Source organism: Qipengyuania aquimaris (assembly GCF_009827445.1).
Taxonomy (GTDB): domain Bacteria; phylum Pseudomonadota; class Alphaproteobacteria; order Sphingomonadales; family Sphingomonadaceae; genus Qipengyuania; species Qipengyuania aquimaris.
The window spans coordinates 468,606-489,017 of sequence record NZ_WTYI01000001.1 but is presented as its reverse complement, the minus strand read 5'-3'; the positions used below and the strand labels follow the sequence as shown (position 1 = coordinate 489,017).

23 protein-coding genes are annotated in these 20,412 nt (G+C 61.8%); 12 read left to right on the top strand and 11 right to left on the bottom strand.

Annotation, left to right across the window (positions count from 1 at the left end; translation table 11 throughout):
• Nucleotides 1–72: 72 nt before the first annotated feature.
• Nucleotides 73–3,009: a M16 family metallopeptidase gene (locus tag GRI34_RS02415; protein ID WP_160594579.1), complete on the bottom strand. Its 2,937-nt coding sequence runs from the start codon at nt 3,007–3,009 to the stop codon at nt 73–75.
• Nucleotides 3,010–3,106: 97 nt separating this feature from the next.
• Between GRI34_RS02415 and GRI34_RS02410 the strand changes: the two genes are divergently transcribed.
• The 7 genes from GRI34_RS02410 to GRI34_RS02380 all read left to right on the top strand — a co-directional run bounded on the left by GRI34_RS02410 (nt 3,107) and on the right by GRI34_RS02380 (nt 7,351).
• On the top strand, nt 3,107–3,688 hold the full coding sequence (locus GRI34_RS02410) for a NifU family protein (RefSeq protein WP_160594578.1): 582 nt from the start codon (nt 3,107–3,109) through the stop codon (nt 3,686–3,688).
• A gap of 27 nt (nt 3,689–3,715) precedes the next feature.
• Nucleotides 3,716–4,324: a malonic semialdehyde reductase gene (locus GRI34_RS02405; RefSeq protein WP_160594577.1), complete on the top strand. Its 609-nt coding sequence runs from the start codon at nt 3,716–3,718 to the stop codon at nt 4,322–4,324.
• A 36-nt stretch (nt 4,325–4,360) separates the two neighbouring features.
• Nucleotides 4,361–4,978 carry a tRNA (adenosine(37)-N6)-threonylcarbamoyltransferase complex dimerization subunit type 1 TsaB gene (gene tsaB / locus GRI34_RS02400; protein WP_160594576.1) on the top strand — a complete coding sequence of 206 codons (618 nt, stop codon included), beginning with the start codon at nt 4,361–4,363 and terminating at the stop codon, nt 4,976–4,978.
• The gene (locus tag GRI34_RS02395) at nt 4,975–5,427 is read left to right on the top strand and encodes a GNAT family N-acetyltransferase (protein WP_160594575.1); all 453 of its coding nucleotides are present in this window, start codon (nt 4,975–4,977) and stop codon (nt 5,425–5,427) included. The genes tsaB and GRI34_RS02395 overlap by 4 nt, the downstream gene beginning before the upstream one ends.
• Before the next feature lie 117 nt (nt 5,428–5,544).
• A complete protein-coding gene (locus tag GRI34_RS02390) occupies nt 5,545–5,982 on the top strand; it encodes a MucR family transcriptional regulator (protein ID WP_160594574.1) in 438 nt (145 codons plus the stop codon).
• Between the two features lie 72 nt (nt 5,983–6,054).
• Nucleotides 6,055–6,477 carry a Fur family transcriptional regulator gene (locus GRI34_RS02385; protein WP_090482542.1) on the top strand — a complete coding sequence of 141 codons (423 nt, stop codon included), beginning with the start codon at nt 6,055–6,057 and terminating at the stop codon, nt 6,475–6,477.
• Nucleotides 6,449–7,351, top strand: a complete 903-nt coding sequence (locus tag GRI34_RS02380; protein ID WP_160594573.1) for a lysophospholipid acyltransferase family protein — start codon at nt 6,449–6,451, stop codon at nt 7,349–7,351. The genes GRI34_RS02385 and GRI34_RS02380 overlap by 29 nt, the downstream gene beginning before the upstream one ends.
• Here GRI34_RS02380 and GRI34_RS02375 read toward each other — a convergent pair.
• The 7 genes from GRI34_RS02375 to GRI34_RS02345 form a co-directional block, all read right to left on the bottom strand.
• Complete coding sequence (locus GRI34_RS02375) at nt 7,348–8,232, bottom strand: LysR substrate-binding domain-containing protein (RefSeq protein ID WP_160594572.1); 885 nt, start codon at nt 8,230–8,232, stop codon at nt 7,348–7,350. The genes GRI34_RS02380 and GRI34_RS02375 overlap by 4 nt on opposite strands.
• A 70-nt stretch (nt 8,233–8,302) precedes the next feature.
• A complete protein-coding gene (locus GRI34_RS02370) occupies nt 8,303–9,223 on the bottom strand; it encodes a hemolysin family protein (protein WP_160594571.1) in 921 nt (306 codons plus the stop codon).
• A gap of 17 nt (nt 9,224–9,240) precedes the next feature.
• Nucleotides 9,241–9,732, bottom strand: coding sequence for an rRNA maturation RNase YbeY (ybeY, locus tag GRI34_RS02365; protein WP_160594570.1), 492 nt, complete (start codon nt 9,730–9,732; stop codon nt 9,241–9,243).
• A complete protein-coding gene (locus GRI34_RS02360; RefSeq protein WP_160594569.1) occupies nt 9,733–10,764 on the bottom strand; it encodes a PhoH family protein in 1,032 nt (343 codons plus the stop codon).
• A 93-nt stretch (nt 10,765–10,857) separates the two neighbouring features.
• Nucleotides 10,858–12,201, bottom strand: a complete 1,344-nt coding sequence (gene miaB / locus GRI34_RS02355) for a tRNA (N6-isopentenyl adenosine(37)-C2)-methylthiotransferase MiaB (RefSeq protein WP_160594568.1) — start codon at nt 12,199–12,201, stop codon at nt 10,858–10,860.
• Nucleotides 12,202–12,214: 13 nt separating this feature from the next.
• Nucleotides 12,215–12,646, bottom strand: a complete 432-nt coding sequence (locus GRI34_RS02350; protein ID WP_160594567.1) for a hypothetical protein — start codon at nt 12,644–12,646, stop codon at nt 12,215–12,217.
• On the bottom strand, nt 12,646–13,107 hold the full coding sequence (locus tag GRI34_RS02345) for a peptidylprolyl isomerase (RefSeq protein ID WP_090482517.1): 462 nt from the start codon (nt 13,105–13,107) through the stop codon (nt 12,646–12,648). The genes GRI34_RS02350 and GRI34_RS02345 overlap by 1 nt, the downstream gene beginning before the upstream one ends.
• Before the next feature lie 103 nt (nt 13,108–13,210).
• Here GRI34_RS02345 and mgtE point away from each other — a divergent pair, with 103 nt between their 5' ends.
• The 5 genes from mgtE (at nt 13,211) to GRI34_RS02320 (ending at nt 17,418) form a co-directional block, all read left to right on the top strand.
• The gene (mgtE, locus tag GRI34_RS02340) at nt 13,211–14,662 is read left to right on the top strand and encodes a magnesium transporter (RefSeq protein ID WP_160594566.1); all 1,452 of its coding nucleotides are present in this window, start codon (nt 13,211–13,213) and stop codon (nt 14,660–14,662) included.
• Nucleotides 14,663–14,860: 198 nt separating this feature from the next.
• Nucleotides 14,861–15,250 carry a DUF1489 family protein gene (locus GRI34_RS02335; RefSeq protein WP_160594565.1) on the top strand — a complete coding sequence of 130 codons (390 nt, stop codon included), beginning with the start codon at nt 14,861–14,863 and terminating at the stop codon, nt 15,248–15,250.
• A 119-nt stretch (nt 15,251–15,369) separates the two neighbouring features.
• On the top strand, nt 15,370–15,504 hold the full coding sequence (locus tag GRI34_RS02330; protein ID WP_100260903.1) for an entericidin EcnA/B family protein: 135 nt from the start codon (nt 15,370–15,372) through the stop codon (nt 15,502–15,504).
• A 173-nt stretch (nt 15,505–15,677) separates the two neighbouring features.
• Entirely contained in the window at nt 15,678–15,923 is a 246-nt protein-coding gene (locus GRI34_RS02325) for a hypothetical protein (protein WP_199800099.1), read from the top strand.
• A gap of 187 nt (nt 15,924–16,110) precedes the next feature.
• Nucleotides 16,111–17,418 carry a YjiH family protein gene (locus GRI34_RS02320; RefSeq protein WP_160594564.1) on the top strand — a complete coding sequence of 436 codons (1,308 nt, stop codon included), beginning with the start codon at nt 16,111–16,113 and terminating at the stop codon, nt 17,416–17,418.
• A gap of 37 nt (nt 17,419–17,455) precedes the next feature.
• Here GRI34_RS02320 and GRI34_RS02315 read toward each other — a convergent pair whose 3' ends face one another.
• The 3 genes from GRI34_RS02315 to GRI34_RS02305 form a co-directional block, all read right to left on the bottom strand.
• Nucleotides 17,456–18,145 carry a DsbA family oxidoreductase gene (locus GRI34_RS02315; protein WP_160594563.1) on the bottom strand — a complete coding sequence of 230 codons (690 nt, stop codon included), beginning with the start codon at nt 18,143–18,145 and terminating at the stop codon, nt 17,456–17,458.
• A complete protein-coding gene (gene nudC / locus GRI34_RS02310; RefSeq protein WP_234028244.1) occupies nt 18,142–18,924 on the bottom strand; it encodes an NAD(+) diphosphatase in 783 nt (260 codons plus the stop codon). Before nudC ends, GRI34_RS02315 begins: the two co-directional genes overlap by 4 nt.
• An 80-nt stretch (nt 18,925–19,004) precedes the next feature.
• Nucleotides 19,005–20,309, bottom strand: a complete 1,305-nt coding sequence (locus GRI34_RS02305) for a serine hydrolase domain-containing protein (protein ID WP_160594561.1) — start codon at nt 20,307–20,309, stop codon at nt 19,005–19,007.
• Nucleotides 20,310–20,412 lie beyond the last annotated feature (103 nt).

Below are 20,412 nucleotides of genomic sequence, written 5' to 3'. Positions count from 1 at the left end.
ACCGCATCCGCCCTTTTCGCGCAAGCAGCATAAACTTGGCCAGCGCAAAAGCGCGATTGCCGTGATCGGGTCTCAGCGACCCGTCGCAGCTGCTCCCGATGCGGTGGCTGCAGTAGCCAGTTCCTGGCCTTCGGGGATAACTGCCATGCGCCAGCCCGGCGTCCCGGCAAAGTATTCCTGGGCCAACGTCAGCATCGCTTCGGGAGTGGTGCTGGAGTAGTCGTTCAGCAAACCGCGCAAGGCCATCATGCGACGCGGATCGATCGTCGAATTCTCCAACTCGAGCAGGAAGAAGTAATTCCCGCTCGAAATCCGCTCGTAATAATTGCGGAGCGGCTCCGTCGCGCGGGCAAGCTCGTCCTCGCTCGGCGGCGTTACGGTCAACTCGCTGGCAATGCGGTCTGCCTCGCGGAAAAAGGTCGGGACATCTGACGGGCGCAGCTGCGCCAGCGCCGTGACGGTGCCGCCGGTTTCCACGTCTGTCGGCCAATCCAGGCGAACCACGGGCGCATAGCTGGCCCCCGCACGTTCGCGCATTGCATCGCGAAGTCGGTTGTTGAACACCTCCGTCAAGATTGCGAGCTGCCGTGACTTGCGGATTTCCTTCGGGCCTGCACCCACCGGCCAAGCAATTACGGCGGCAGCCTGGTCGGCTTCTCCCGAATGGTTGCGAACGAGGGTCTCGCCGGGTGTTGCAAAGCCGAACTGGCCAGATGCGACATCGGCAGGCAGCGGCGCGCGCGTCGGCAGGGCACCGAACGTGCCCCGCAGGGTCTCAATGGCCGCTTCCTTGTCGTAATCGCCGAAGATCAGGACTTCGATCGGCCCCTGCTGCAAGGCCGGCGTCCATGTGTCGCGGAATTCGGCCAGCGAAACCGCATCGAGCATTTCAGGTGTCGGCGTAAGGAAGCGCCGGTCCTGCCCGTAGAGATAATATTCGAGATCACGATTGATGATACCGGCAGGGCTTGCTCCATAGCTCTGGTAAGCGAGCCGGGCAGCGGCTTTCGCGCGTTCCAGGGGGGCGGCGTCCCAGCGGGGCATGCCCAGCTTCGCGGCGAACAGATAGAGCTGGTCGGCAAGGTCCTGCCTACGGGTCTGCGCATTGAAGGAGAACGCGCCTTCGCCGATCGCGAAGTCAAAGCCCATCTTGCGACCCGTTGCGAGGCGGTCGAGCTCTTCCTGACCCAGTTCGCCAAGGCCCGACTGGATAAGTGCACCCTCGCCCAGCTGAATGATCGCGGCCTCGTCTTCGTCGAACGCGCGCAAGCCGCCGCCGAAGCGGACCTTCACCGCGACGCGGCCGGGTTCGTGATTGTTGGCCAGCAACAGCGCCTTGACGCCATTGGCAAATTCGACCCGCTCTACATCGCCGATGGAATGGGGAACCCTTGCAACCACTTCGCCCGGCTCCCCGACGGGGGGAAGCTCGTCGAAGGAGATGGTCTGTGCGGCCAGCCTGGCATCGTCGCTGGCATCGACCTGTGCGGAAAGGGCCGCGGCAAGGCTCTCCTCGGTCGCTTCGTCGGCGGCCGGGGTGATATAGGTCGCGCGAACGACGTTGCCGCTGAACAGCTTGCGCGTTTCCTCCAGCACGTTTTCCGGCGTGGCCTTTTCGCGCATGGAATTGAACACCATCAGGAAGGTTTCGGGCGCAGCAATCGCCTCTCGGATGTCGACCGCATTGACCAGATCGTCGGCATAGCCCGATCCGGCAAGGACCGAGCGCTGTTCGACCAGATTGGTGTAGCCGACTTCCATTTCCTGGAGTTCGCGCTCCATTTCCTCGCGCGTCGGAGGGTTGGCGAGTGCATCGGCGATGACTGAACGGACATCGGCAAGCGCCTGCTCCCAATCTTCCGTCAGCGGTGCAAACTGGACCAGCGTGACGTGCGTCGACCGGCTGATCTTCGCCTCGTTCGCCTGGGCGTAGAGGAAACTGCCGCCCGAACGCGCGCGCGCCTCCAACCGGCGGTTGATCAGTTGGAGCGCAAGCTGCTCGCGCAGGCGGCCTTCATTGTAGACGATGGTGTCAAGAACCTGTCGCCAGGGCCTGAAGTAGCCATATGTGAATGCGCGCGGCAGCGACGGCTCTACTATGACTGCAACATCGCCTACCGGATTGGCTACATTCGCCCCCGCTGGCGGGAGGGGATCGCCGAAGGCCGGGGCAGGCACCGGCTCGCCCGCAACCGCCCAATCGGCAAAGTATTTTTCGATGAGGCTCGCAAAGAGCACCGGGTCGAGATCGCCGACCACGGAGATCACCGTGTTTTCCGGGCGGTACCAGCGGTCGTAGAAGGCCTGCACCGAAGCGCCGGTAGCGCCGCGAAGGCTCTCGTCAGTGCCGATCGTGATCCGCTCCGCCAGCCGCTGACCGGCGAAGAGCGTCTGCAAGGACGCTTCGGAAACGCGCTCGTTCACGCCGCCACGTTCGCGCTTCTCTGCCAGAACGATTGGCACTTCGGTAGCGACATTGGAATCCGACAGGACAGGCGCGCGGACCATGCCGGAAAGCAGCTTCATGCTCTCTTCCAGCTTCGCCGGGTCTACATTCGGGAGGTCCAGTTTGTAGACCGTGTGCGTCGGGCTGGTCTCGGCGTTGGTGTCGCTGCCGAAGGTAGCGCCGAGGCGCTGCCACGTAGGTATAGCTTCCGAAATCCCGAGGTATTTGCTCTCGCGGAACAACAGGTGCTCCAGCAAGTGGGCATACCCCAGTTCGTCGTCCTCTTCATAGAGCGAACCCGCATCGATCCTGACACGGATCGAGACCTGGCCCGGCGGAACACCGTTCTCGCGAACGCCGTAACGCAGTCCGTTATCAAGCTCTCCGAACAGCCATTCCTCGTCGCGCGGGACGTCGCTGCCCTCGTAAATCCAGGGAACCTCCCCCTCTGCCTGGAGCGAGGACGGCACCGGGATGCCCTGTGCCGCCAGCGGCTGCACCGCGAGCAGGGAAAGTGGAAGGCAAAGCGCGAGACGCCGGAAGGCGCGCGGAATATCAGTCATCGCTCATGTATAGGTACGGTGCCGGTGAAGGACCAGTGAACACGAACAAATGATAGCTTCGCTTGCCGCTATGGGCCCGCATCACTACATGCGCAGCATGTTCATCGAAACCGAAACCACGCCCAACCCGTCCAGCCTCAAGTTCCTGCCGGGACGTCCCGTCATGGGCCAGGGGACCCGCGAGTTCGCATCGCCCGAAGCGGCGGAAGCCAGTCCGCTGGCCCAGGCGATCTTCGACACCGGAGAGGTGGTGAACGTTTTCTTCGGCGGCGAATTCGTGACCGTGACGGCCGCGCCGGGCGCGAGTTGGGCCGACCTCAAGCCGCAGGTCCTTTCCATCCTTCTCGATCATTTCGTGTCCGAGGCTCCGCTTTTTGCTGCAGGCACCGCAGGCGGAATCTCCGTCCCGGCGGATGACGAAGATTTGCTTGTTGAGGAAAACGAGGCTGATGCCGATATCGTTGCCCAGATCAACGAATTGCTGGAAACCCGGGTGCGCCCGGCAGTTGCGGGCGATGGCGGCGACATCCAGTATCGCGGGTTTCGCGACGGTATTGTCTATCTGCAGCTTCAGGGCGCCTGCGCAGGGTGTCCTTCCTCGACAGCCACACTGAAACACGGAATCGAGGGCCTGTTGAAACATTACGTCCCGGAGGTCGTTGAGGTTCGCGCAGCCTGAATATCAATTTCGACACGCGAGTATTCGATGACCAAGCAGTTTCACGACACCACACTTTCCGCCGACGCCCTCGACCAGGTATTCCGCGAGGCGCGCAGCTATAATGGCTGGCTCGAAAAAGAAGTGTCGGACGAACAGATTCATGCAATCTACGAATTGCTGAAGATGGCGCCGACATCGGCGAACATGCAGCCCTCGCGCATAATCTGGGTGAAATCGGAAGATGCAAAGAAGAAGCTCGCCGATTGTGCGTCGGAAGGAAACACCGACAAGATCCTGACTGCCCCGGTTACGGCTATCATCGGGTACGACATCGACTTCCATGAAGAGCTCCCTTGGCTCTTCCCCCATACTGACGCCAAGAGCTGGTTCAATGGCGACGAGGAAGGACGCAAGGAAGGCGCATTCCGCAATTCCTCGCTTCAGGGCGCCTACCTCATGATCGCAGCACGCGCCGTCGGTCTCGACTGCGGTCCGATGTCGGGTTTCGATGCGGACGCGGTCGACAAGGCCTTCTTCGGGGACAACCCGAAACACAGGACCAACTTCATCTGCTCGATCGGTTATGGCGATGCGACAACGATTTTCGATCGCAGCCCGCGACCGGACTTCGACACATTCAACTCAATCGCCTGACTTGAAGCGTAAGCAAGGGTGGGGCACTGCGCATCCATGCGTTTGCTTGCGATAGAAACTGCCACAGAAGCCTGCTCGGTTGCGCTTTTCGAAGAGGGGCGCGCCGTGGGAGCATTCCACGAGACGATCGGCCGCGGTCATGCTGAAAAGCTTGTCCCCATGATCTCTCGCCTTGAGAACCGTGGTCGAGCCGACATGATCTGCGTTTCGCTGGGCCCGGGAAGTTTTACCGGAGTACGGATCGGTCTTGCCGCCGCACGCTCATTGGGCATCGCCTGGAACGTCCAGGTTCGCGGCTATCAGACGCTTGCCCTCGTAGCCGCAATAGCGCGCGACCAAGGAGCGAGCGATGTCACCGTCTGCATGAATGGCGGCCATGGCGAATGGTTCGTCCAGGATTTCGGATCCGACGGATTGCCCTTGTGCGAGCTTTCTTCCCTGACGCCGGAAAACGCCGCACAACGGGCGGCCCGCGCAACGATTGCCGGTTCGCGCGCAGGAGATCTGGCCGCGATGATCGGTCATCCGGAGGACAGGGTCGTGACCGCCCTCCCCGATGCCTCTTGCTTCGATGCGGTTCCTGAAGCCTTGCTCACCGACCAGCTCTCACCCTTGTATGGACGCGGGCCGGACGCCAAACTGCCATCGCGATGAACGACCTGGATAAGGCCATGGCGGTCATGGATGCCGCGTTTGATCCTCACTGGCGTGAAGCATGGACGCGTCGCCAAGTAGAGGACTCACTGGCCCTTTCTTCTGGCTTTCTGATCCTGTTCGATGAGGCGGGGCGGTATCCCGACGAGCACAGCCCTGCCGCGGGATTTGTATTGGCACGCAAGGTGCTCGACGAAGTGGAATTACTTCTTATCGGGGTACTACCTGAAAAACGGGGACATGGCCTCGGTAGCAAACTGATCGCTGAGTTCTTGCAAAAATCGGCCCGGATGGGAGCCACCAACGTTTTTCTCGAGGTGCGGGCAAACAACCCGGCCGAGAAAGTCTACCGATCTGCCGGCTTCGTGCCGATAGGCAGGCGAAAGGACTATTACCGCACCGAGGACGGCACAAAAATCGACGCGGTCACATTCGGGAAAGCGCTCTAAGCGGCTGCTTCTCAGCGGATTCTTGTATACATGCGACAAAAGTGGCGGTTTTGTACAATTTTGAGTAGACACCCCTTGGACTTGGTTATAGCCACAAGAAAAGGGAGATTTTGCACTATGGATCAATTCGAAACCGACATGTCCGAAACGCTCATTACGTTGACGTCGGATATCGTTGCTGCCCACGTCAGCAATAACAGCGTTGCCGTTGACGACGTGCCGACGCTGATTTCGAATGTCTATGCTGCACTGTCCGGCCTCGAAGGCGGCAATGCCGCTGAAGAAGTCCGTCCTGATCCGGCCGTTTCCATCCGCTCGTCCATTAAAAAAGACCACATTGTTTGCCTAGACTGCGGCAAGAAGATGAAAATGCTCAAGCGGCACCTTTCGACAGAGCACGGAATGACTCCTGACGAATATCGTCAGCGTTGGGATCTTTCATCCGATTATCCGATGGTTGCACCCGATTACGCCGATACGCGTCGCGATCTCGCCAAGAAGATCGGTCTTGGCCGCAAACCCGGCCAGAAGCGCGGACGTCGTAAAGCCGCTTAATCAGCACTGCCTGCTTGAGAACAACGCCCCGGCCCGATAAGGGTGCGGGGCGTTTTCAATCGGGGAGCCCCATTGCACCAGAAGATCGATCTAGAGCAGCTTTGTGCTGACAAGGGACTGCGCATTACCGAGCAGCGTCGCGTTATTGCGAAAGTGCTGTCGGAGAGTGACGATCATCCTGACGTGGAAATGCTGCACGAACGCGCCAACAAGATCGATCCCGGCATCTCCATTGCCACGGTCTATCGTACCGTTCGCCTGTTTGAAGAAGCCGGCATTCTCGACCGGCACGATTTCGGTGACGGCCGCGCTCGCTACGAAGCGGCGCCGGAAGCGCACCACGATCACCTAATCGATGTGGAAAGCGGCAAGGTCGTCGAGTTCGTCGATCCTGAACTGGAAGCCCTGCAGAAGCAGATTGCCGAGAAACTGGGCTATCGTCTCGTCGACCATCGCATGGAGCTTTATGGCGTCCGCCTCGACCGCGAAAGCTGAGCGCCGTCTGGAGCGTTACTCCAAGAAGCGGCTGGCCGCGGCGCGCGGCGAGAAGGTTCCCCTGACACTGATCGGATGGATCCGCTTCATCCTCCGTCTAGTCGGCATCGTCCTGCTTCTGCTGTTCTTCGTACCGTTACACTATGCCTTCCGCATTTTTGCTTACGGCTCGCCCTTCCCGATGCTTTTCCTGCGCTACACGGCGCGGGTCGTCGGAGCCCGGGTCGAAGTGGTCGGCACCCCCCTTCGCCGCGATGTCTTCTTTATTGCAAACCACGTGTCGTGGATCGACATCCTCGCCATGGCAGGAGCCAGCGGGACCGCTTTCGTCGCGAAGTACGAGTTGAGCCAGGTTCCCGTCATCGGCTGGCTCTGCAGCCTCAACCGGACGGTTTTCGTCAAACGCGAACACCGCATGGGTGTGGCTGAACAGATCAATGCGCTGAAGGAAGCCCTGGCAGACAACTGGTCCGTCACCGTTTTCCCGGAAGGGACCGTTACCGACGGACATTCCCTGTTACCCTTCAAGTCCAGCATGATCTCGGTCCTGGAGCCGCCTCCTCCAGGTGTAATGGTGCAGCCCGTTGTCGTCGATTACGGCACGAATTCAGAGGAAATCGGCTGGATCGGCGAAGAAAGTGGATTGCACAACGCGATGCGCGTCATGGCACGGCGCGGGACATTCAAGTTGCGCCTCCACTATCTCGAACCTTTCAGTCCGGAAGAATACCACGGTCGCAAAGCCATTGCGGCCAAGGCGCGTGAAGAGATCGAAGAACGACTTGTCGCGAACCTCGGAGGGCCGCTGCGCGACTATCAGCACGTTGTCGACGCAGTGCGATACAAACCGCCACAAGCCGAAGCGGAAGGCTAAAGCTCGGCCTTCACGAGCCAATCGTGGAAGAGGCGCACCGGCCTTTCTTCCAGAGCTGTGGGTTTGCAGACGAACCAGTAGCTATAGGGGCTTTCGACCTCGACCCCGTAGAGATCGGTCAGGCGATCGTCCGCTGCGCGGCGCAAGTGATCGTCGTGCATGATCGCGATGCCCAGGCCCTGTGCAGCAGCCTCGAGCATGAGCTGTCCCGAATCGAAGTGATCGATTGCCGCCGGCTCGATATCCCTGAGGCCCAGCTCGTCTTTCCAGGCGACGAAGCTTTCGGGCAATCCGTTGTGGATCAGGAAGGTCTGGCGCCCGAGCAATTCCGGATCCGGCTTGTCGCCGAGCTTCGCGGCGAGTTCCTTGCTCGCGATCGCGTGCACCATGTTGAAGTCGAGCCGCACGGCGTGGAGGCCGCTGGCAGGCCCGCGCGACAGGATAATCGCCGCATCCAGCGTGTCACCCACCCGGTCTTCGAGATGAGGGCCGGTGTCGATATCGATGTGGAGCAGCGGATGACGCGCGCGCAATTCCGCCAGGCGCGGAAATAGCCTCTGGCTTCCGAACAGCGGCAACACGCCCAAGTGCAACCGCAGGACGGAAAGATTGTCGGACTGGCTCTCGACCGCCCTTGCCAGGGCTTCAAGCTGGGGATTCACAGCTTCGTAGAACGCATGGCCGTCGTCGGTAAGTTGCATAGCCTGACGTGCCCGCGTGAAGAGCTTCTTGCCGACGAAATCCTCGAGATTCCCGATACGCCGTGACAGCGCTGAAGGGCTTAAGCCCAATTCATCCGCTGCGGCGCGAGCAGAGCCCAGCCGCACCGTTCGGACGAATGCCTCGAGGGCGCGCAAGGGAGGTAGTCTGCGGACAGCCATATTGCCTGCGGCCTATTGCGCCCCGGCGACGCTGTCGAGGACCAATGTGCAAAATATTGCAACAGAGCGGTCACTCATCCGTGGCGGCACCTGAGGGCGGCTCATGCAGGCGCATGCGTTTAACGTGAGTTTCGTCACCATCGAGGATTTCAATCCGCCAGCCGCTTTCATGTTCCAGAACCTTGCCAACCGGCGGGACCTGTTCTGCCAGAACGAAAGCCAGGCCGCCAAGCGTATCGACCGCCTCTTCGACCTCGGCGAGGCGGGGATCCACCTTCTGCGCCACGTCGTCGAGTTCGGCACGGGCGTCGCAGTCCCACATCCCTTCGCCGATCGACACGATCCATTCCTCAGGCAATTCGTCGTGCTCGTCTTCGATCTCCCCGACGATCTCTTCGACGAGGTCTTCGATGGTGATCAGCCCGTCCGTGCCGGAAAATTCGTCGATGACGACTGCCAGATGCATGCGCTGAGCACGCATATCTGCCAGCACGTCGAGCGCGTTGCGCGTCTGCGGGACATAGAGCGGTTGCCGCATCAGCACGGTCCAGTCGGCGGGCGGCTCCTTTTTCTCCGCCAGGAAGGGGAATACGTCCTTGATGTGGATCATGCCGATTACATCGTCGAGCTGGCCGCGATAGACCGGCATGCGCGAATGGCCGTGCTCCGAGAAAGTCTCGACCAACTCGTCCCAGCTTGCATCGGCGGACATGGCCACGATTTCGCCGCGCGGCACCGCGACGTCATCGGCATCGTGCTCGCTGAAATGCAGCAGGTTGCGCAGCATCTGGCGTTCTACGCCGGACAGGTCGCCCTTGGCATCGTCTTCGGCCGAGGAATCGCCGTTCTCGCCTTCGTGTTCGTCGATAGCCTCTTCGAGCTGCGCGCGCAGGGAGCGCTCGCCGCTATCGGGGTCGAACAGTTTACGGATCGCGGGCCACAGCCCGCTGCTACTCTCCGCGTCTCCGGCGGGGGTGGAAGAATTGGCCATGGGCCGGGTGCGTACTCCTATTTGTCGCGGTCCCCATATGGGTCCGCTATACCCAATTTTGCAAGCGCTTCGATCTCGAGTTTTTCCATGGCAGCGGCCTGCTCGTCGGAATCGACGTGGTCGTGCCCTGCAAGATGCAGGAAACCGTGAATCAGCAAGTGGGCTGTGTGGTCCCTCAGGCAGACGCCTTTCTCACCCGCTTCACGCTCGCAAGTCTCTAATGCCAGCGCGATATCGCCAAGCATTTCGGGCGGCCCCTCATCGCCCAATTCGAGCAAGTCCTGACGCTCCAACATCGGGAAAGACAGCACATTGGTCGGCTTGTCCTTGCCGCGCCATTCCTTGTTGAGTGTGTGAACTTCGTCGTCGGTTGTGAACAGAATGCTGGTGACCAGGCGGCCGGATGCAAGGGCTGGCTCGACCGAAGCCGCAGCATCTTGCACATTTTCCGATAAGGCTGCCCAATCGGTTTCACCTGGCCAGCCGTCAATTTCCAGATCGAGTTGCACCTAGGCCGCCGGCCCTTCGTAAGCCTCGACGATGCGCCCCACGATCGGATGGCGGACGACGTCGGCGGCGGTGAAGCGGATGGTGCCGAAACCATCGACGCCTTCCAGCTTGCCGACCGCATCCGCAAGGCCGCTCATGCCGTCACCGCCGGGAATGTCGACCTGCCGCGGGTCGCCGCAAATGACCATGCGGCTGTTCTGGCCGAAACGGGTGAGGAACATCTTCATCTGCTCGCGCGTGGTGTTCTGAGCTTCGTCGAGAATGACGAAGGCGTCCGCCAGCGTGCGGCCGCGCATGAAGGCGATGGGCGCGATCTCGATCTCTCCCGACGCCAGCCGCCGCTCCACCTGTTCGGGCGGCATGCAGTCGTAAAGCGCGTCGTAGAGCGGGCGCAGATAGGGATCGACCTTGTCCTTCATGTCACCCGGCAGGAAGCCGAGCTTCTCGCCCGCCTCCACCGCAGGGCGGGACAGGATCAGGCGCTGCACACTGCCATTGATAAGCTGCGCCACGGCCTGCGCAACAGCCAGATAGGTCTTGCCGGTACCCGCCGGGCCGAGCGCAAAGATGATATCGTCGCGCGTAAGCGAGCGCATGTAGGTCGCCTGCATGGCGCTGCGCGGTACGATGGTCTTGCGCCGCGTGCGGATCATGATCGGCGGGCCCTTGGGCTCTGCATCCATGATGCCATCCAGCGTCGGCTCGTTGGACATGGAGATCAGCGATTCGATGGCGCCTGCATCCAGGTCCTGCCCTTGCGAAAGCCGGTCATACATCTCGTTCAGGACGTCGCGAGCGCGCGCCACGCTGTCTTCCGGGCCTTCGATATGTAGATCATTGCCGCGTGCCGCGATGAAAACGCCGAGGCGGTTTTCGACCTGGACCAGATTGGCGTCGAATTGCCCGAACAGTGCGCCCAAGAGGCTCTGGTTATCGAAGCTGATGTCGATCTGTGCGCGGCGAACTTCACGCTGCGGACTGGGCGGCGGTGTGAAAGCCTGATGGGCCTTCGGTGCGGGTTTACGAGCCATGCGCTCCTTTCGTTTCCGAGTCGGAATCTAGGCTCTGTCCAGGCTTGCGCAAGTCATGGCGCGACGATCCGGTGGAAAGTCACGCGGATGTCATCAAGCGGAGACGGTTTCCCGCAACTTTCCGGCAAGCGAGTTCGGCCCCGCTTCGACCAATTCGGCCTGCACGAGATCGCCGATCTGCGCGTCGCCTTCGAACCACACGCTCTGGAGCCACGGCGACTTGCCGAGCCACTGGCCGGAGTGCTTGCCCTTGCGCTCCACGAGGACTTCGCACGTCCGTCCCACGCTTGCCTCGTTGAAGGCAAGCTGGTCGCGATTGAGCGCGTCCTGCAAGCGGCGCAGGCGCTCGTCCATGACGTCCTTGGCGACCTGCCCGTCCATCGTGGCGGCGGGGGTGCCGGGACGCGGCGAGTATTTGAAGCTGAAGGCCTGCGCGTATTTGACCTCGTCCACCAGCGCGAGAGTTTCCTCGAACTCGGCATCGGTCTCGCCGGGGAAGCCGACGATGAAGTCGCCCGAGAGTGCAAGGTCGGGCCGCGCGGCGCGGAAGCGTTCCAGCAGCCTCAAATAGCTTTCCGCCGTGTGGCTGCGGTTCATGGCCTTGAGGACACGGTCGCTGCCCGCCTGCACCGGCAGGTGGAGAAAGGGCATGAGCTTGTCGATCTCGCCATGCGCGGCGATCAAATCGTCGTCCATGTCGGCAGGGTGGCTGGTGGTGTAGCGGATGCGCGCGAGGCCATCGACCTTCGCAAGGTCGCGGATGAGGCCTGCGAGGCCGACCGAATGGCCCTTCTCATCCTCGCCGCTCCACGCGCTGACGTTCTGGCCGAGCAGGGTAATTTCCTTCGCGCCCGCATCGACCAGCTTCTTCGCTTCGGTCAAGAGGTCCGCATAGGGGCGGCTGATTTCCGCTCCGCGGGTATAGGGCACGACACAATAGGTGCAGAACTTGTCGCAGCCCTCCTGCACGGTGAGAAAGCTCGCCGGATTGGTGCGGCGGCGCTCTGGCAGCGCGGCAAACTTGGCGATTGCCGGCATGTCGGTGTCGGTCGCCCGCTCGCCCTTCACTGCCTTTTCGAGCATTTCCGGCAGGCGGTGATAGGCCTGCGGGCCGACGACCATGCTGACCGCGGGAGAGCGCTTCATGATCTCCTCGCCCTCGGCCTGCGCAACACAGCCCGCGACCGCGATCAGCGGCTCCTTGCCTGCCTCGCGGCCAGCCTTGGTCAGGCGGCCGATGTCCGAATAGACCTTCTCCGCCGCCTTTTCGCGGATATGGCAGGTGTTAAGCACGACGAGGTCGGCATCCTCGCCCTCAGGCGCAGGCACGATGCCCTGCTCGCCCAACATCTCGGCCATGCGCTCGCCGTCATAGACGTTCATCTGGCAGCCGAAGCTCTTGACCCTGTAGGTCTTGGGGGAATTGTGCGGTTTCATGGGAGTGGGCGCTTTACTCAGATTTGAACTCGGACTCAACGTCCGAACCACGCCAACTTAATGCGAATGACGTTCGCCCCTCGTCTTTCGCTTCCTCGTAATTCTTGCGAGACCACCGCTTCCGCCCATCTCGGAAGTCGCGACGGTAGTCTTGTTGAGAAATGTGATCTCGCAGCGGTTGATCCGGACACTTCTTCCACCCGCCGACGCGTTCGATATCGTGCGTCAGCGAGCTTTCCATCAAGTCGGCAGAGCCCCCGTCGAGGCTCTCATACGCATCAAGGGCTTGCCCTGCCTTGCGTCTGTTCTTGCGATTCTCTCCGGCCTTGCGAGCCGGAATCGCCTTGCGCGCCGCCTTGTCATTCTCGCCATACGAATTGCGCCTGTCCTTTGCGTAGGACAGCGCCTTCTTATCAGCGGGAGAAAGGCGGCGCTTTTCAGGCATTAGCCAACAGTAGCCTTCACGATTTTGCCCGGGTTTGCCGGCGGCTCGCCTTTGGGGAGCGCGTCGATGTGTTCCATGCCGCTCTCGACCTGGCCCCAGACGGTGTACTGGCCGTCGAGGAATTCGGCATCGTCGAAGCAGATGAAGAATTGGCTGTTCGCGCTGTCGGGCACTTGGGTGCGGGCCATCGAGCAAGTGCCGCGCGTGTGCGGTTCGCTGTTGAATTCGGCCTTGAGGTCGGGCTTGTCGCTGCCGCCCATGCCGGTGCCGGTCGGATCGCCGCCCTGCGCCATGAAGCCGGGGATCACGCGGTGGAAGACCACGCCATCGTAGAAGCCTTCGCCCGCCAGCGTCGTGATGCGCTCTACGTGCCCGGGCGCGAGGTCGGGACGCAGCTTGATCACCACGTCCTTGTTTTCGCCGTCGCCGGTGTCGAGGGTGAAGGTCAGCTTGTCGGCCATTGGTATTGTCTCCTGTAATTCGGTTGGCGCCTACATAGGCGTTCACAGCCTCATGTCACCCTCTGCTTGCTTTATGAGGCCCACTGCCTAGAGGTTGGCCCCGATGGCGGAGCACGAGCGGCCCCTTGAAGATGACGACGTGATCCTGGCCCCCGAGGAGCAGGACGAAGGCGCGCGTCCGGACGACCGCATCGACGACGAGCGTATGGACGAGGAGAACACGCTCAAGCGCGAGTTCGTCTCCTCGGTCGAGGACGCGCTGGAAGCGGGCGAGACCGGTGCGGTCTACGACCTGGTCGAACCGCTCCACCCCGCCGACGTCGCCGACCTTCTCGAACTGTTTGATCGAGAAGAGCGGCACCAGCTCGCCGCGGCCATCACCGACCTGATGACCAGCGAAGTCGTTGCCGAGCTCAACGATTACGTCCGCGAAGAGATGATGGAAGCGCTGCCCGCCGATGCGGTGGCGCAGATCGCGGAACAGCTGGAAACCGATGACGCCGTCCAGCTGATCGAGGATCTGGACGAAGACGACCAGCGCGCCATCCTCGCCGAGCTGGAACCGGAAGACCGGATCGCCATCCAGTCGGCCCTGTCCTATCCCGAAGAGACCGCGGGCCGCCTGATGAACCGCGAGTTCGTGGCGGTTCCTGAGCACATCACCGTCGGCGACCTGATCGATTACCTGCGCGACGGGCGCGAATTGCCGGAGGACTTCTTCGAGGTCTTCATCGTCGACCAGCGCCATCATCCGGTCGGCACCTGCAACCTCTCGTGGATCCTGCGCACGCCGCGCAACATCGCGCTGGGCGACGTGATGAAGCGGGACCAGACGCTGATCCCGGCCATGCTCGATCAGGAAGAGGTCGCGCTGATGTTCCAGAAATACGGGCTCATCTCCGCCGCCGTGGTGGACGAGGACGGCCGCCTCGTGGGCCAGATGACGGTCGACGATATCGTCCACATCATCGCCGAAGAAGCGGGCGAGGACGCCCTGCTCATGTCTGGCGCAGGCGAAGGCGACATCAACGAGCCGATCCGCGAGGCCTACTCCAGCCGCGTGCGCTGGCTGGTCGCCAACCTCGGCACCGCGCTCATCGCATCGCTCATCATCGCCGCGTTCGGTGCCGCTATCGAGAAGCTGGTCGCGCTGGCTGTACTTATGCCCATCGTCGCCAGCATCGGCGGCAATGCGGGCACGCAGACCATGGCCGTGACCGTGCGCGCGATCGCCATGAACCAGCTGACACGCAGCAACACGCGGCGCATCCTGACACGCGAGTTGCGCGTTGCCTTGCTCAACGGGGTGACCATCGCGGTGCTGATCGGCGCTGCGACGGCGGTCATCTTCACGCCCCTGCTGGGCGCAGTGATCGCACTGGCGATGGTCATCAACGTGGTGACCGCAGGGCTTGCCGGCGTGCTGGTCCCGGTCGCGTTCGACCGGCTGGACCAGGACCCTGCGGTGGCGTCCAGCGTCTTCGTGACCATGATCACGGACTCGATGGGCTTCTTCGCCTTTCTCGGCCTTGCCGTGGCGTTGCAGGTCGTCTGATCTCCTACAGAGTGGAACGGGTGGAACACGGTCCTGAGAGAAAAAATCCTCGGGCTGCAAACCACCCTCGAAGTGGCGCGATTGCGTGCATGAGGGGCGAGAAGCGCAGTCCATGACGTATGCCTGCCCCAGCCGCGCCATTGTAGGAAAGCCGGTTCTCGCCATTGCGGTTCGGGCCTTGCTGACTACATCGGTCCCATGCCGCTCAACCTGACCAAGATCGCTTTCGGTGCGCAAAGCTACGGCGACATCGAAAGCTGGTATGCGCAGCGGCGCAGTCCGAACCTCACCACTCGCTATCGCCCGACCAAGTGGGAACAGTGCATCGGTGGCTCGCTCTACTGGATTCACCAGCACTCGATCGTGGCGCGGAGCGAAATCCTCGGCTTCAGCGAAACGAAGGATGGGCGCTGGTCCATCGACCTCAAGCCCGAACTGGTTCGCGTCCTGCCCCGCCCCAAGCGCGCCCACCAGGGCTGGCGCTATCTCAAGGGCGATCCGCCGCGCGACCTGGAGGAAGGCGAGGACATCGGCGACGCCCTGCCCGGCAAGCTCGCCGGCAAGCTGGAGCGGCTTGGGCTGATCTAGCCCTATTTCCCAAAGACTTACGACACGCCTCTGCGGAACCGCATCCGGTTCGCATCGCTATGACGTCACCGACTGATAAAACATGGCGCGCCGTCGGTCTGCGCTATCGGAGAGTGACTATGAAGAAATTCCTAACAATGCTCGCATTCGGCAGCTCGGCCATCCTGCTTTCGGCCTGCAACACGATCGACGGCATCGGCGAAGACGTCGAATCCGCAACCGATTGTGCCGACGGCGTAGAAGGTAACTGCTAAGCCACACCAAGCCGATAGGCTTTCGAAAGAGGCGCTGCCCCAAGCGGGCGGCGCCTTTTTCTTTGCCGATTGCTCCTGCCTGCTCTCGCCCTCGGGAAAACGAGCGCGCGGTGCGATGAAATGCGGAACATTGCCAAGGGCTTACCCGTTGGTTTGGCAAAGGAGACATTGATATGCCCGAACGCCAATCCATGCACCCCGACAATGACCTCATCGACGAGATTACGAAGTACGACACCCCGTCGCAGCAGAGCCGGTCCGGTGGCGAAGTAAATCGCCAGGTCGGCACACGCGGAGAACTCAACCGCGCATTCGACCCCGAAAATCGCGAGCCGGAAGTGGGCTCGGACAACCCGGCGCAGGACGCGATGAAAGGTGAAAAGACCTTGCAGGCCATTCAGGACGACCGGTCCAGTTAAAACCGCAAATCCTGCTGACAGAAACGCCCCGCAGACTGACTCTGTGGGGCGTTTCTCTGTGAATTCCTGATTCGCGCTATTTGACCGCCTGACGGCTTTGCTTCACCCATGGCGCAGGGTCGCCCCGAATGATTTCGGTTCAAGGGGGCGTGGCATCAGCAGCGAAAAATCTGACAGGGGCGCAAATTTGCTGCGCTTTATCGTGCCGTCGGCAATTGGCGCGGCATTTTTCCTCCTCCCGATCCCGCAAGACGTCGGGATCAAGATCCCGATGGCCATCTTCACGGACTGGATACTGGCCGTTGCGTCACCAGTCCTGCCCATCACGGTCGTAATCCTGTGCATCGTATCTGCATTGGCAACCATTGCATACGCCTTCACGCCGCGCGGCGCGTCGGAGAGCGCGACAGAGCAGATCCTCCGACCTGGACTGGCATGGACGCTGCTGCGCGTGGCAGGCGCGGTGAGCGCCGTGGTGATCTTCTGGCAGATCGGACCCGAATGGATATGGGGTGAAGACACGGGCGTGACGGTACTCAACGAACTCTTCGTTCCGGCGCTCGTCACCATCGGTATTGCCTGCATCATTCTGCCCTTCATTACCGAATTCGGATTGATGGATTTCTTCGGTGTCCTTGTTGAACGCCCGTTCAAGGCGCTGTTCAAAGTACCCGGCCGCAGCGCGATCGATGCGATAGCGTCATGGCTTGGAGGAAGTTCGGTCGGCGTCATTGTGACCATCCAGCAGTACGAATCAGGCCAGTATTCCGCCCGCGAGGCAGCGATCATCGCCACCAACTTTTCCATCGTTTCGATCGCGTTCTGCTATGTGATCGTCGCATTCCTGGATTTGGACGCCTATTTCCTGCCGTTCTACGGTGTCCTGACGCTTACCGGCATTGTCTGCGCGATGATCATGGCGCGCATCCCGCCACTCAGCAGGAAGGCCGACAGCTATTTGGTCGACGGCTTCGCCATGGACCGCGAAGCGACGCAGGCTCCGTCCTTCGCTACCGCCCTCGACGCCGCTCTGAGCAAGGCTTCGAGTGCCCCGCCCTCTTCCAAAATTGCCAAGGGTATCACCGCGAACATACTCGACATCTGGCTGGGTCTTATTCCCGCCGGGATGTTCATCGCTTTGGTGGCGACGATAATTGTGCAGTATACCGACTTCTTCGCCATTCTGAGCCAGCCCTTCGCATGGCTGCTGGCTGCTCTGCAGGTAGCCTATCCGGCCGAGGCAGCCCCGGCCATGATCGTTGGATTTGTCGAAGTTTTCCTACCTGCCGTAGCCGCTGCGGACATACCCGCGATGTCGACGCGCTTCGTGGTGGCCGTGGTCTCGGTCGGACAACTTATCTTCATGTCCGAGGTCGGCCTACTGATGCTGAAATCGTCGCTGCCGCTGAACCTTGTCGATCTCGTGGTGATCTTCCTGCTGCGGACCTTGATACTGTTACCGATGGCAGTCGTGAGCGCCGCGCTAATTTTCTGACGCTCCTGAAAACGCGGTTTTATCGACCGTAAGCCGCTCACCCAGCCGCAGACGTCTTTTCCGCCACCCGCCTCAGCGCATTGACGTAGGATTCCGGCGGTTGGGCACCGGGCACCATGAACCGGCCCTCCAGGATCATCGCGGGCACGCCGCTGATGTTCATGTCCCATGCCGCGCGCTCTTCGGCGCGGGTCTTGTGGGCGACCTGCTCGTCGTCGAGCGCGGCTGACGCGGCGTCGCGGCCGAGCCCGACGCTTTCCGCCACATCAAGCAGCACTTCCCGCTCGCCGATCCGCTGGCGGGCATTGAAATGCGCCTTGAACAGGGCGAGTTTGAGCTCGGTTTGCTTTGCCGCGCCGTGCCGTTCGCCCGTCCAGGTCAGCAGCTTGTGCGTTTCGAACGTGTTCCACATCATCGCATCTGGCGCAGGGTCCGGCCCCTCGTAATCGAGCGAGACGCCAGCCGCATCGGCAGCCTGCCGCATCTGGCCCTGCACTTCCTTCGACTGTTTGATCGTGTGACCATATTTGCGTGCGATATGCGCGGTGCGCTCCTCGCCTTCTTCCGGCATGTCGGGATTGAGCTCGAAAGCGTGCCAGCGCACGTCCGCCTCGATCTCGCCTTCCAGCTGCTGGAGCGCCTGCGACAGATTGCCCCAGCCGACGAGGCACCAAGGGCACATCACGTCGGACCAGATATCGATCGTCATCTTGCGGGGCTGGGTCATTTGTGGATCCACCAATGCATGAGGTGATGCGCGATGGCATGGGGTGGCGGTGCGCGGAAGCGACCATCGCCTGCCAGCGAGGCTTTCACCTCGTCGCGCGTGTACCAGTTGATTTCCGCCATCTCGGTTTCGTCGATGGTCAGTGCGTCGTCATCGGCATGGCTGTGACACCCGATCATCAGCTGGCTGGGGAACGGCCACGGCTGGCTGGCGACATAAGTCACGTCGCGTACGCGCACGCCGCTTTCCTCGAACACTTCGCGCGCGACGCCTTCCTCGATGCTTTCGCCCGGTTCGACGAAGCCTGCGAGTGCGGAAAAGCTTCCTTCCGGCCAGCCCAGTCCGCGGCCGAGCATCAGCTTGCCGTCATATTCGACCAGCATGATCGTGACCGGGTCCGTGCGCGGGAAATGGCTTGCCCCGCACGCGGTGCAATCGCGCTGCCAGCCGCCCTTGGCCAGCTTCGTATCGCCACCGCACTGGGCGCAGAACCGGTGGCGCGCATGCCAGTCGACGATGCTGCGTGCGCCGCCATAGAGCGCAAGATCGTCGGGCTGCAGATTCGCCATCAGCGACCAGAGCTGCGGATTCGCCATACGCGGACTGGCGTCGCCACGCGGCGGGACGGCTGCAAAGCAGGCCTTGCCCTCGTCGAGACCGAGGAACACCAGCTCCGCATCTTCTCCTGCGTCTGCCAGCGTGCCCCAGCCGAGGCGCCCTGCTTCGTCCATCGACGGCATCAATCCGTCGAGTGCGAGCAGGCGAGCCTTCCAGTTCATGTAGCCGGCCAGCCGCTCCGGATCGGCGCGGACATGGTCGGCGCGATCAAGGCGCGATCCGGAAAAGGAAAGCACGACGCTTACGCGCCCATCATGGCTGCAAGGTCGGCCTGTACGGCGTTGGGGAAGCCTTCATGGATCGGATAGGCTTCGGACGGCATGTACTGGGTGTAGAGGCTTGCCCGCAGCTTCGCCGGGTAATTGACGAAAGCCACCGTTCCGGCAGCGCCGCCCCAGCCAAATGAGCCGTCCGAAACGCGGCCGCCCGCGCCAAAGCCCTGCCCTTCAACCCAGGTGCCCTCTGTGACGGCGGTTTCCGGCAGCAGGTTCGAGGTGCCGAGCTTGACCGCAGCTTCGCTCATCACGCGCTTGCCGTCGATTTCGCCATAGCCGAGCAGCATCTTGAGGAAGCGGTCGTAATCGCGCGGGCTGGAAACCAGCCCCGCCCCGCCGAACGGGAATGCCGGATCGTCGAGATAGATCGACGCGCCTGCGGGATCGAGCGGCAGCGGTGTGCCCCCCATGATGCCGTAATTGGTGGTGAGGCGCGGCACTTCGCTCTTCGGAACGCGGAAGAACGTGCTGTTCATGCCAGCCGGCTCGAAAATCTGCGTGCGCAAATATTCGTCGAAGCTCATGCCGCTGGCGACTTCGATCACGCGGCCTAGCAGGTCGAGGCTGACCGAATAGCTCCATTTGCTGCCCGGCTGCAGGACCAGCGGGAGCTGGGCGAGATTGTTGGCGAACTTGTCGAGGCCGCGGATCGCTTCCTCGCGGCCGAGGCCCGGGATCGGCAGGCGCGTCACCTGGCCGGGCACGACGCCGTATTTCACATATTGTTCGCGGATCGGGCCCTTCTGGATGATCGAATAGCCAAGGCCCGCCGTATGCGTCAGGAGGTGGCGGATCGTGATCGGGCGCTCTGCCGGGACGAGATCGGTGACCGAACCGTCATAGGTCTTTTGCACCATCATCTTGGAGAATGCGGGCAGCGTTTCGGCCAGCGGCTGGTCGAGACCGAGCTTGCCCTCGTCGATGAGCATCATGGTCGCCATGCCGGTGACCGGCTTGGTCATCGAATAGATGCGATAGAGGCTGTCCATGTCCGCGGGCGTTGCGCCGCCGATCGCCAGCGTGCCTTGCGCAATGAGGAGGGGATCGCGGTCACCCCAGCCCAGCGCAGCCGCCATGTTGGCGACCTTGCCTTCGGAGACATACTTGTCGACCAGCTTGGAGACCATGGGCCAGTCCGCCGATTTGCTGTGCGCCAGCGCCAGGCTGCCGCCCGGCAGGCCCGAAATGGCTGCACCGGCGGTCAGCCACGCCCCGCCCCTCAGCAGCGAACGGCGCGAAAGCTGGGCATCGTCGAAATTGCGGTAGGCCATGGGAATCCTCTCGAAGTTCTTTTCGCGCCTTTTGTGCGGAAGCGATGCTGAACGGTCAATTGCGAATTGAAACTCTTGAATTGTGCCAGTGTCCTACCCATAT